Source organism: Arenibacter sp. P308M17 (genome assembly GCF_003426735.1).
Lineage (GTDB): Bacteria > Bacteroidota > Bacteroidia > Flavobacteriales > Flavobacteriaceae > Arenibacter.
On record NZ_QVON01000008.1, the window covers coordinates 134760 to 147989 of the forward strand.

General features: G+C 41.3%; 9 protein-coding genes. 8 read left to right on the forward strand and 1 reads right to left on the reverse strand.

All coding sequences use genetic code 11. The features are described from left to right. Positions 1-4 precede the first annotated feature (4 nt). Entirely contained in the window at positions 5-3418 is a 3414-nt protein-coding gene (locus D0S24_RS17765; protein ID WP_220377782.1) for a SusC/RagA family TonB-linked outer membrane protein, read from the reverse strand. 463 nt (positions 3419-3881) lie between these two features. On the opposite strand from D0S24_RS17765, the gene D0S24_RS17770 reads away from it, so the two are divergent. The 8 genes from D0S24_RS17770 to D0S24_RS17805 all read left to right on the forward strand — a co-directional run bounded on the left by D0S24_RS17770 (position 3882) and on the right by D0S24_RS17805 (position 12963). Then, positions 3882-5390, forward strand: coding sequence for a sodium:solute symporter family protein (locus D0S24_RS17770; RefSeq protein WP_117021170.1), 1509 nt, complete (start codon positions 3882-3884; stop codon positions 5388-5390). A 1-nt stretch (position 5391) separates the two neighbouring features. Continuing rightward, positions 5392-5607, forward strand: coding sequence for a hypothetical protein (locus D0S24_RS17775; RefSeq protein ID WP_117021171.1), 216 nt, complete (start codon positions 5392-5394; stop codon positions 5605-5607). 18 nt (positions 5608-5625) lie between these two features. Next, on the forward strand, positions 5626-5856 hold the full coding sequence (locus D0S24_RS17780) for a hypothetical protein (protein ID WP_117021172.1): 231 nt from the start codon (positions 5626-5628) through the stop codon (positions 5854-5856). 201 nt (positions 5857-6057) lie between these two features. After that, entirely contained in the window at positions 6058-8631 is a 2574-nt protein-coding gene (locus tag D0S24_RS17785) for a glycosyl hydrolase 2 galactose-binding domain-containing protein (protein ID WP_117021173.1), read from the forward strand. Between the two features lie 51 nt (positions 8632-8682). Next, positions 8683-9774, forward strand: coding sequence for an exo-alpha-sialidase (locus D0S24_RS17790; RefSeq protein ID WP_220377783.1), 1092 nt, complete (start codon positions 8683-8685; stop codon positions 9772-9774). A gap of 120 nt (positions 9775-9894) precedes the next feature. Continuing rightward, positions 9895-11178 (forward strand): DegT/DnrJ/EryC1/StrS aminotransferase family protein, encoded by a 1284-nt coding sequence (locus D0S24_RS17795; protein ID WP_117021174.1) that lies wholly within the window; start codon positions 9895-9897, stop codon positions 11176-11178. 113 nt (positions 11179-11291) lie between these two features. Then, the gene (locus D0S24_RS17800) at positions 11292-12296 is read left to right on the forward strand and encodes a Gfo/Idh/MocA family protein (RefSeq protein WP_117021175.1); all 1005 of its coding nucleotides are present in this window, start codon (positions 11292-11294) and stop codon (positions 12294-12296) included. A 19-nt stretch (positions 12297-12315) separates the two neighbouring features. Beyond that, positions 12316-12963 carry an HAD family hydrolase gene (locus D0S24_RS17805; protein WP_117021176.1) on the forward strand — a complete coding sequence of 216 codons (648 nt, stop codon included), beginning with the start codon at positions 12316-12318 and terminating at the stop codon, positions 12961-12963. Positions 12964-13230 lie beyond the last annotated feature (267 nt).

Sequence of the window (13230 nt, forward strand, 5' to 3'; positions counted from 1 at the left end):
CTAATTAGAAACTTACGTTAAGTTTGAAACCTACTGGGATGGTAAAAGGACTTATGTTAAAGCGCTCTATACCTTGCTTAAATTGGATACCACTTCCTCCTTGTGTACTTGATTCCTGCTGGAAAGCCATCTCAGGATCGATTCCTATATCGGCCTTGGTCCATAGGATAATATTTCGGCTAAATAGGGAGATATTTAGATTTTGAAGCCCTATTTGCTTTATATGTTTACTTGGCACGGAATAAGTAAGGGAAATTTCCCTTAGTTTTAAGAAATCGGAATCAAAAGTTGCATTTCTGGTAAAGTCCCATCCGTAGTGATCTTGGTATCTTGTATATACAGTACCAGGGCCACCAAGGTTTTCAGCAGTGGCCACAAAGTTGCCGTTATCGTCATATTCTCCTTGAACCCCAGGCATAAACACCCCATCGTTTAAAGTAATGCCTCCTTCAGTAACAGGAAAACCACCATCTGCTGCGGTAGGGCCACCTACCAATACATAGAATTCACCATCTTCTGATAAGAATTGGTCTGCATTTTCCCTTAAGTACGCAGGAATATCGGAAATGTCGTTAAAATTATACAGTTTATCGAGCCATCGTTGGGTGTGTAGGTCAGACTCCCCGTATCTGTGGGTCTGGGAAACAAACTGTCCGCCTTTTCTCCAGTCAAAATTCATGGAGATGCTCCAGTTCTTATAGGAAGCAGATGTTGTCATCCCTAAAGTGAAATCGGGGTTAAAGTTACCAATTATTGGGGCAACCCTATTTCCGTCTGCATCTTCCCTTGTTCTATCACTGTTCTCGAAACCGGAATCATCAATAATGGGCCAACCATGATAGGGAGAGTTGGGATCATCAACACGCACTAGGGCGGCATCAAAAATATTTCCTATTTCTTCACCCACCCAGGTAATGGCACCACCACGTGCATCGGTCCATAACGTAATGGAATTCATCCCTTCGGCCAATTCAACCACCTTGGTTCGGTTTCTGTTGAATACGAAGCCCATATCCCAACGCCAATCATTGGAGTTTATAATGGTAGCATTTAAACCCGCTTCTATACCTGTACTTCTTAATAGACCGGCATTGGTGTTTTTAGAGCTATATCCTGAGGAGATAGGAAGCGCAATTCCAAAAATTTGATTTTCGTTATCGGCGGTGTAATAAGTAAAATCCATACTTAACCTATTGTTAAAGAAGGCCAAATCAGCTCCCGCTTCCCAAGAGGAAATACTTTCTGGTTTTAAATCCGGGTTAAGTAGCGTAGAAGGCACGGATAACAAAGATCCCGATCCCCATGAAGAGCCACCATTTAAAGTAGGTTGTAGGTTGTACGCCCCAGTATCGTTCCCTACTTCGGCATAACCTGCACGAAGTTTAAATAAGGATACCCCATTGCCGAAACCAAGAAGCCTATTCACCAATAAACTGGTAGATACGGAAGGGTAAAAATAGGAATTGTTATTATCCGGTAAGGTGCTGGACCAATCATTTCTTCCCGTAACATCTACATAGAACATATCTTTAATTCCAATACTGGCCATTCCGTACAAGCTGTTTACTTGTTTTTCGTAACGGTTGTAAGAGTAAATCAAATTGTCGTTGGCTATATTGGATAAGGAGAACAGACCTGGTGTTAATAGTCCAGATCCTCTAGGTATTGTGGAGTTTAATAAATTATTTCCTTTTAAAACCCTTTTGTTACCACCTCCGGATATGGAGAAATCCCATCCTTCCAGTCTTTTGGCATACGTTAGTAAGAAATCGATATTGGTTTCATTGGTAAAAATTTTGTTGATACCATAGGCCCCGTTCATGTCTTCAGTATATCCTTTAGACAATTTGGTTTCTCGCGTTTCGTTAATTTCATCCATATTATAACGAACCATACCCGTTAGATCATCGGTGATTTTCCACTCTCCTTTTACATTACCATAAAACCTATTTCTTTCAAAACCATTATTATTCTCGTAAGCTAAGAAATAAGGGTTGTTCCATTCAGTTGCTGTTGGATCGTCCCCAAAATTATAAGGTGAATTTTGGAAGATATCTTCGTATCCTGGCAACCAATAATCCTTCATTTGGCGCACATCAATATGTGGGTTCAATTCGTAAACTGCCTGCATTGCGTTGGCACCGCGGTTACCAACAGGTCTGTTGTCCGCACCGGATTTTGTATAGTTAAGACTGGTACTGACCGTAAATTTTTCGTTTAGCTTTATCGCTGAATTTAAACTGATGCTATGTTTGTTTAAATCCGTATTAGGGATATTCCCTTTGTTCTTTAAATCCGAATAGGACAACCTGTAATTAATTTTTTCATTACTATCTTGGATAGAAATGTTATTGGTGGTTGTAATAGCCGTTTGAAAGAAATTCTTTGGATTGTTGTACGACTTCAATTCCCTTGGAACAGGAACACCACTAGCTATTTCTTCTGCGCTATACGGCCATTGGATGGCCATGATGCCTTTGTCCAGCTCAGGACCTGCCCAGGCTGAAGAAGTTTCGCCGATGACAATAGCTCCATAGGAATTGGCAGGAAAGTTATCTTCGGTATACGGCCTGGAGCCTGTAGCAAACCTCCTATGGGTATCCAAGAAACGACTGGGAATATCAAAAACTGTACTGGAATTAATAGTTACCCCCATTCCTTTTTTTGATTTTCCGGACTTGGTTGTAATTAATACGACCCCGTTACCAGCCCTGGAACCATAAAGTGCGGCCGCACTAGCTCCTTTTAGGACAGTAATGCTGGCAATATCGTCTGCATTGAGATCGGAAATGGCATTACCATAATCCACTTTGTTATCCCTACCTATCTCTGTAATGTTGTTGGCGGTATTGATAACAGGGGAACCATCGATCACGAATAAAGGTTGGTTATCACTGGATAACGAAGCTGCACCCCTTATATTGATGTTTACGGTAGAACCGGCCCCACCGGTAGAGTTGATGTTGACCCCGGATACCTTGCCCGAAAGTGCGTTTACCACATTTTCTTGAGGCACATTGTCCAATGCATCACCGCCTACCTCACTTACCGAGTACCCCAAGGATTTCTTTTCCCTGGAAATACCCAAAGCGGTTACGACCACTTCATCCAACTGTTCGGAGGAGGTAGATAAGGTAACATTAAGGGTAGTTTGGTTGCCAACGGAAACTTCCTTGGTTTCCATTCCCAAATAGGAAAATACCAAAACGGCACTACTGTTGGGAACGGAAATACTATAGATTCCATCAAAATCAGAGGTGACACCGGTGGTTGTTCCCTTCACTACCACGGACACCCCTGGGAGCAATTCGCCATCATCACTGCTGACGACTCCGGTTACGCCTTGTTGTGCCAACATGATTCCGGAAACCATGCTGAACAAAAGGAAAGTCATAAATTTCAAGCTGCTTTTTTTCATATTTATTTTTATTAATAGGTTGAGTAATTAGCACTTCGTTAACAAAACTATTGTAAAATAATCGACCAAAAGCATGGTATTTTATTAGATACCTATTAAATTTTAACCCTAATGCGTTAAATATTAAGATATTGAAAATTTTAGGTTAAGATATGTTTGGTTTTTGGCAAGAATGTTTATTAACCGTAAACAGGGCCAGCTTTGAACCCAATTATTTAGGGTCTATTTATAGTTAAACCAAATAGGGATGGTATTATATATATAGGTATGGACAGGCCTTGACATTAGTAATCGCTTAATATTTCACACGCAGCAAAACTGCTGTAATTTTAACTTAATTATCAATAAATATGTCAAAAAACTAGGTCTTATGTCAATATACTATGCAAATGCAATAAGATTTACTTATTCAATCACTTCTATTTGGATTTAATTTGTAGTTAATTAACCAAAATGCCAAACTATGTTAGCAGGGATAGATTATTTTATAGTGATAGCTTATATAATAGGAATGTTGTTATTGGGGCTATATTTTAAAAAATTTGTCAGTAGTTCCGAAGACTATTTTTTAGGAGGCAAAAGCTTGCCTTTTTGGGCTATTGGTATGTCTATTGTTGTATCGGACATAGGGGCATTGGATTTTGTAGGGGTGTCCGGGCAAGCATATAGATATGGTATATCTGTAGGCAACTTTGATTGGGTAGGTTCCGTTCCGGCCATGTTGTTGGCGGCATTTATTTTTATACCCTATTTCTGGAGAGGGGGTATGTACACCATTCCGGAATATTTGGGCAGAAGGTATAACCAAAAGGTAAGGACCATTGCCTCCGTAACCTGGATTTTGTTCTTTGCCCTGGATTTGGGAGTACTTTTTTGGGCCAGTGCGGTGCTATTAAATGTACTTATGGGGTGGCCCATTTGGATTTCGATAGTTGCTACAGCGGGCGTGGTTGGTCTATACACCTATTTTGGGGGGATTACCGCTGTAATAATGACCGATGTTGTGCAATTTATAATCATGTTCATAGGAGGTTTTGCGCTGGTTTTTCTTAGCCTATACGAAGTGGGAGGATGGGATAATATGGTAGATAAAATCGCGACCATGGGACCGGAGTATCGCAATCATTTCGACATTATTCAACCCCAGGATACGAAATCGCCCTTTCCATGGACCGGAATTCTCTTTGGTCTAACCTTTGTTATGGCCAATGCCTATATGATAGGGAACCAGTCCATTGTACAGCGCTGCCTTACCGCCAAGAACGAATGGCACGCCAAGGCAAGTATGATTTTTGGATCTGCCCTTAAAATGTTTATCCCAATTTTGGTCTTGTTTCCGGGGCTTATGGCCGTAGTGGTCCATCCCGGGTTGGCAGATGGGGACCAGGCACTTCCAATGATGATCAAATCTATCATGCCTCCCGGTTTGGTGGGACTTATGTTCGCCGCATTTTTTGCGGGACTCATGTCCAGCGTGGATTCCTTGTTGAATTCTACGGCCACTTTATTTACAAAGGATATCTACGAACCGTTTATTAAAAAAGGGGCGGATGACAAACACTATTTAAAGGTGGGACAGATCACTACCCTGGTGCTGTTGCTCATAGGAGTCGCTACCTCACCTATTAGCAGTGATTTCCCTGGAATTTATGTGGCCATACAAACCTTTATGTCCTATTTCCAAGGTCCATTGTTCGCCATTCTCCTTTTGGGGATATTCTGGAAAAGGACTACGGAATGGGGAGGACTTTCGGCCTTGGTCATAGGGATAGGGTTTGCCATTTACCTAAATGTATTCAAGGAGCAATTCTTCACCATAGAGGATCCGTTTCTTTATATTTCCTGGTGGTCCTTCCTATTAGGGTTTATCATTAATGTAGTAGTAAGTCTGCTCACCAAGAAGCATACCGAAGAACAACTTAAGGGCTTGGTGTTTAGTTCAAAAATTTTAGTGGAAAATAAAAAACTGTAATATGTTCAATTTTGACTGGCTCTCCGGTGTTTCGCAAGAAACTGCAAAAATGATATTTCTTTCTTTGTATGCATTAATAGGTATTTTGGTGCTGATATTGCCTACAGAGTATGTTTACCAGGGTATTGCCAAGGAAGATCGGCACTGGTGGAACAATTTAAAACTATGGTCTATTGCCGTGCTTTGTATTTTGGCATCGATCTATAATCATTTTTAACCCCTTAATTAGAATAATATGGAGACAAATGAAATAAATGCGCGCCTGAAGGCCGCTCAAATTAACAATGCTCTTGGGGTTTTTATTATGGTTTTTGGGTGTATTGTACTTTTTGCAATGATCTATACGGAAACTTTTATAGGACATATGACCGACATGGTTGCCGGTTTAATACTAATATCCATTGGAGGTGGAATGATATGGAAGGCAAAGAGTACCATAAAGAAATTAAAGTCCAAGAAGGAATAATAAATTAATATTGTTGTCCGATAAAATATTTATGAATCATCATAAGTCCATTAATAAGAATTATTTAGAGTCATTGACGTCTTTTTTCTTAATAAAAAGGGATGCTTTAAATCAGCTGGTTGTGATCGGATCTTTGGTCTTAAGTCTTGCAACGAAGTGGTCTTTTGTCTTTAATCGGACACTACTGATAAAATATATATAATGCATAAGTCCTTCCAGATAAAGTTATCGGATAATTGGAGAATCCAGAGTGCAAATGAGGTTTCGGAAAAGGGGAGTGTAATTTCAACCGATCCCTCTATTTCCAAAAATTGGTTGCCTGCGGTAGTACCATCAACGGTTTTGAGCACTTTGGTGGCCAACAAGGTTTACGAAAACCCCTATTTTGGGGAGAATTTAAAGACCATTCCAACAGAATTATTTAAAGTATCCTGGTGGTATGCAACCAGTTTTGAACTTACAAAGGAGCAATCCAATGAATTTGCCAGTTTACAGTTTGAGGGTATAAACTATAAGGCCAACGTATGGTTAAACGGGCTGTTAATAGCCGATGATACTGTCATAGATGGGGCATTTCGCATTACCAACTTTGATGTAAGTACTCATATTAAAGATGGATCAAATATCTTGGCCATTGAGGTAGTCCCCCCCCGACCCGGCGATTTTAGTATAGGCTTTGTAGATTGGAATCCAGCCCCGCCAGACGGGAATATGGGAATTTTTAGACCTGTCAGCCTGTATCTTCATGGTGGGGTACGGATTGAAAATCCCTTTGTAAGGACCAAAGTAAATCTTGATACCTTGAAAGAGGCCGATATTGCTGTTTCTGCGGAACTGACCAATTGTTCCAATACTACAATTTCTGGAGATTTAATAGGTAAAATAGGTAAGGTAGTATTCAAGAAAAGTATCAGCCTGGCTCCAAAGGATAAAGAGTTGGTCACCTTTAACAGTAAGGAATTTGTAGGACTCCATTTTAAGCAACCTAAACTTTGGTGGCCCATAAATCTGGGCAATCCCGATCTTTACGATCTGGATTTAAAATTTGTTGCCAGGGAGGAGGTTTTGGATGCCACCCAGCTGAGATTTGGCATTCGCGATATAGAGGATTATTGGTTAAACGATATTCACCGGGGGTATAAGGTAAATGGCCAAAAAGTATTGATCAAAGGTGGCGGATGGACAGATGATATGCTTTTAATGGATACGGACGAAGGCATCGAGGCACAGGTGAAATATGTAAAACAAATGAACCTGAATTGTATTCGTTTGGAAGGCTTTTGGGGAAAGGATCACAAATTGTACGACCTCTGCGATGAAAACGGTATATTGTTGATGGTAGGTTGGAGTTGCCATTGGGAACATGAGATCCATATGGGGGTACCCGTTAATGAACGCTTTGGAGGTGTATATAAACCCGAGCATATAACCCATGTTGCCCAGGCCTGGGAAGATCAGGTAATATGGCTGCGCAACCATCCGAGCATCTTTGTATGGACCGTAGCCAGTGACAAGGTGCCGATTACGGAATTGGAACAAAAATATATAGACACCTTTGCCAAATATGACCCTACAAGGCCCTATTTAAATTCTACAGGGGGAGTGGGAAGCGACCAGCACGTTATAGGTAGTGAGGATGTTATTAGCGAGATCAGCGGGTCGTCCGGGGTAAAAATGTTGGGCCCTTATGCCTATACTGCCCCGGTATATTGGTTTACAGATACTAAGTTTGGTGGGGCCTATGGGTTCAACACCGAAACGGGTCCAGGAGCCCAGGTACCCCAATTGGAAAGTTTAAAAAAAATGATTCCTCAGCAGCAATTATGGCCCATTGGGGAAACCTGGAACTTTCATTGCGGACGGTATGAGTTTGCCGATCTAAGTAGATTTACCAAGGCCATTGAGGAAAAATACGGGGCTCCAAGTTCTTTGGAGGAGTTCGATAAAAAGGCCCAGGCAATGAACTATGAGCTTATGAGGCCCATGTTCGAAGCCTTTCAGGTAAATAAAAGGAAATCCACCGGTATTATCCAATGGATGTTGAATGCGGCCTGGCCCAAGATGTATTGGCAGCTGTACGATTATTACCTAAACCCAACAGCTGCGTTTTATGCCACTCAAAAGGCATGTTTGCCCTTAAGTCTTATCTACAATTATGGCGATAAAAACATTTATGCCATTAATGATTACCTAAGACCGGCAGAAAATTTGTCTGCCCATATTAGGGTATATTCCATAGGGTCCGAAAAGTTGTTAGATGAGAAGGTGAACTTTACTCTGGATCCGGATTCATCAAAATCCATTTTCGAATTGGGAGATCTCAAAGGGCTTACGACTACCTATTTTGTAGACCTTCGTTTGTTGGATATAACAGGCTCAGAGATCAGCAATAATTTTTATTGGTTATCCACTAAGGAAGAGGTATTGGACTACGAGGCCGATTTGGGGCCTTTTGCGTTTCATACCCCTAGCAAGGTGTATGCGGACTTTACACAGTTGAACGGGCTACCTATAATTCAATTGGGGCACTCACATTATTTTGAACGGGACGGGGAACAACAAAATATCAAAGTAGCACTTAAAAACCACAGTGATCATATAGCATTTTTGGTCAACCTAAAGGTAGTGGATAAATGGACAGGAGAACTTATATTGCCCATTTTCTGGGAAGATAATTTTATGAACTTACTACCAGGGGAGGAACGTATGATCAGTGCCAATTTTAAAGGAACTTCCGAGGCAATATTGAAGGTGGAGGGATGGAATTTGAAATAGTCCCAAGACATATTTATTTCTTTGATTAGAAGACTTTTAATAACCGATATTATGAGAATTTGGATAAAACATTTAGTTGCAATAGCCCTTTTAATATCGATAGGGTCTTGTAAGGAAAAGGGGAAAGAAAGTGGATCTGAAATATTGGGAAAGCATCCTGCCATAAGCCTTGAAGAATACATTTACCCAATAGGGCAAGGGCCAACACCTCAATGTCACGCCCCAACTATTGATATCAGCAACGGCATCTTGGTGGCTTCCTGGTTCGGGGGAACAGAAGAAAAAAACAATGATGTAGGGATTTGGGTTTCAAGAAAAATAGGCGATATATGGACAAGCCCGGTTGAAGTAGCCAATGGGGTGGAGGATGATGGAGTTCGATATCCATGTTGGAACCCAGTTCTTTTTAAACCTAAAAATAAACCTTTGATACTTTTTTACAAAGTGGGTCCCGATCCATTATATTGGTGGGGAATGTATAGGACATCTGAAGATGACGGATTTACTTGGTCTGCCCCTACAAGACTTCCAGAAGGAATATTGGGCCCCATTAAAAATAGACCTGTTACCCTTTCCAACGGGGATATTTTGTCTCCTTCCAGTACTGAGAGCGAAACGGGGGGTCATAAAATTCATTTGGAAAGGAGTCCGGATTTTGGCCAAACCTGGACCAAAACGGCCCCTTTGAACGATGGTATAAAATTTAAGGCCATTCAACCTGCCATCCTGGATCACGGTAACGATACCCTCCAATTATTGAGTAGAACCTATGAGGGGACAATAGGGCAAAATTGGTCTTATGACGGTGGACTTAACTGGAGTGAAATGACTGCTACCGAACTTCCCAACCCTGATTCCGGGATTGATGCAATTACCTTAAGGGATGGGCGACACGTACTGATCTACAATCCTACCACCATAGCATCCGAAGATAGGGTTCCATTGAGCGTAGGCCTGTCCCAAGATGGCAAAACATGGAAGAGAGTGTTGGATTTGGAACCCCTAACGGCAATCACGGATAAAAAGGGAGAGGAATATTCCTATCCTACCCTGATACAAACCCCGGACGGAATGATACATATCGTGTATACATGGAATAGAAAGACGGTAAAACACCTAGTATTGGATCCTGAAAAATTATAAATAGAATTACCATATAACAACCATTGACAATGAAACATCCTTGACTAAAGATTTTGTCACACGGCGAAATGATTATTTGGATGTTACATGTGACATTTGAAAAGCAATAAATATAAACACATGAAAAAACTAGCAATACATGGAGGCACCCCTAGTCGAGATACCAATAAGAATCCCTGGCCTAAATGGCCGGTTTGGGGGAAAGAGGAAGAAGTTGCTTTAATTGAGGTATTACATAGTGGGGTTTGGTCCTACAATGGGCCAAAGGAAATGGAGTTCAATAGACTTTTTGCAGAATTTACAGGGGTAAAACATGCCATATGTGCCGTAAACGGTACCATAACCTTACAGATTGCCCTGGAAGCCCTTGGTATAGGTGTAGGTGATGAGGTTATCGTTCCTGGACTAACCTGGCAAGCTACCGCTGCCACTGTAATCGACGTAAATGCCACTCCCATATTGGTAGATATTTGTGAAGATACCTGGTGTATAGATCCAAAGGAAATTGAAAAGGCCATAACGCCAAGAACAAAGGCTATTATTCCTGTACATCTCTATGGCGCTTTTGCGGATATGGATGCCATAATGGCCATTGCCAAGAAACATAATCTTTATGTTATTGAGGATTGCGCCCATAAACATGGAGGCGAATGGAAGGGCAAAAAAGCGGGAAGCATCGGAAACGTTGGTAGCTTCAGCTTTCAATTATCAAAACATTTAACCGCTGGCGAGGGGGGTTCCGTTACTACCAATGACACCGATTTGGCCGAAAAAATGGATGCCCTGAGAAATGTGGGTCGAAGACCTGAAGGGGATTCGCTCATCGGTGCGGACAAGGGGATTGGGGATTATGGTGATGACGGTAATTTTATTCAGTCAGGCAACTACCGGATTACCGAATTTCAAGCAGCAATACTGGTTGAGGGCTTAAAAAGATTGCCGGAACAAAATGCAAATAGGGACGCCAATGGGGCTTATTTAAATACGTTGCTAAATGAAATAGAAGGAGTTACACCTTTAAAAAGGGATGATAGGGAAACCAAAAAGGCCTATTTCAATTTTGCTTTTCGCTACGATACCGGTAAGTTCAAGAATTTACCGGTAGAGAAGTTTAGGGCTGCCCTTGAAGCGGAATTGGGCATAGTTGTGGATGCATGTTATGAACCTTTAAATAATTGCTCATTATACGTGCCACATACAAAACCTTCCAGACATAAATTAAATGATGCCTATTGGAAGGCCATAGATCCCAAGCGGTTTTCATTACCGGTCTGTGAACGTATTTTTAAGGAAGAATCCGTTTGTGTCCACCACAAGGTATTAATGGGAACAAAGGCCGATATGGATCTGGTGGCCGCTGCCATAAAAAAGATTTATACCCATGCCGAGGAATTGTTGGACTAAGGAAGTGTCGGTAACACTACAGCTGCCATTTTTGGAAGCAAGGCGATAATTATCGGGACAAAATAATTAAATTTTTATTACCCCTTTTCAACTTAATAAAAATTTTTAAATAGATGAAAATTAAAATAGCCCTTATAGGTGCCGGATTTATTTCGGATTACCACGCTCGTGGATTACAAACACTGGCCAATGTTAAAATTGTGGCCGTGGTGTCCAAAAACCTTGAAAATGCCAAGAAGTTTGCCCTTAAGTACCATATTAAAGAGGCGTTGACCGATATTTCATCATTGGTAAAAAGGGATGATCTGGATGCCGTAATTATAAGCACCCCCAATCAATTTCACGCGCCCTATGCCATAGCCTTTTTGCAAAATGGCAAGGATGTTTTTCTTGAAAAACCCATGGGGATGAGTGGTGATGAAGGTAAACAAATTGCTGAGGCGGCAAACAAGTACAACCAATTGGTGATGGTGGGGCATATGTGGCGTTTTGATGCGGATACCTGTTATATAAGGGATACTGTAGCCTCGGGAACAATAGGAAGGGTATTTAAGACCAAAGGCTACGGAATACATGAAAATTGGGGACCCTCCGGTTGGTTTACCCAAAAGGAAATGGCAGGCGGCGGAGCCTTGGCGGATATGGGTGTCCATGCCATTGACGCCGTTAGGTATATCTTGGGAGATCCAAATCCGATAAAAGTCTATGCCAGAATTTCTACGGAGTTTGGAGATTATGATGTGGACGATAGCGCAATCCTGGTCATTACATGGGACAATGGTACCGAAAGTATTATTGAAAGTGGATGGTGGCATCCCCATATGGACGGACCCGAGGCCAGTACCAGTCTGTTCGGGACAAAAGGCTATGCCAATCTGTTTCCCACATTTTTGAAAATGAAGGAAGGCGAAGGTACGGTAACCACAGTGCCAGAGCTTCCAAAAAGGGAGGATCACTGCGACCAAATCATCTATACCCGCCAAATGGAGTATTTTGTGGAATGTATAAAAACCAGGCAACCACCCGTTCCGGGAATCGTGGAAGGACAAATGGTGTTGGACATTGTGGATGCGGCCTATAGATCGGCAGAAACAGGAGAGGTAGTCAATTTAGTTTAGTATTCGTAACTTTTAAAAAATGGCACTGAGCGGATTAAAGGACACTATTGAAAACATCATTTTTGACCTGGACGGTACCCTTTGGGACCCTATGCCCATGAGCATTAAGGCATGGTATACCGCATTGAATGGGTATGATTGTATTAAGGACCCTATTTCCGAGGAAGATATTCAAGGTATTTTGGGAATGCAGCACAACCTGGTAGGGAAGAAACTGTTCCCATATCTAAGTGAAGAGCAGCAATTGGCGGTTATGGGCAGTTGTTATGAACAGGAGGTGAACGACATTAAGGAGTCCGGAGGGATTTTGTACCATGGACTGGAAGAAACCTTGGATACCTTGGACAAAAAGTACGATCTGTATATAGTCAGTAATTGTCAGGCCGGTTATATCGAGGCCTTTTATGAATACCATGGCTTGAACGCTTATTTTAAAGATTTTGAATGTTCCGGAAATACCGGTCTGTCCAAAACCGAAAATATAAAGATGATCATGAAAAGGAACAAACTTTCCAAGCCCATTTATATTGGGGATACCCTAGGGGACTACACGGCTGCTAATGGGAACAGTATCCCTTTTGTTTTTGCCAAATACGGCTTTGGCCATGTCCCCAAAGCAGATTATACCATTAATAAAATTGGGGATTTAAAAGAGTTGCTCACATAGAGGGAATATGGTACAATCCACCCATTTTCTTTGCTGCATTGCGGGCAACTACATTATCATTGCTTCATGGATTGGAAAACACCTCGGACCAAAATTAAAATCTGTAATAGTCAGTATTTTTCTTCTCATTAATTATCCCTACTTTAGGGTGCTGTGCCTACCAATTATCAAAGAGGACAGCACAATAAGTATTGATTCCCGCAATTTTAATAGTTGGTTTTAAGGTTTTGGATCTCTATATTTGATAATGGCTATAAAATTTTGACA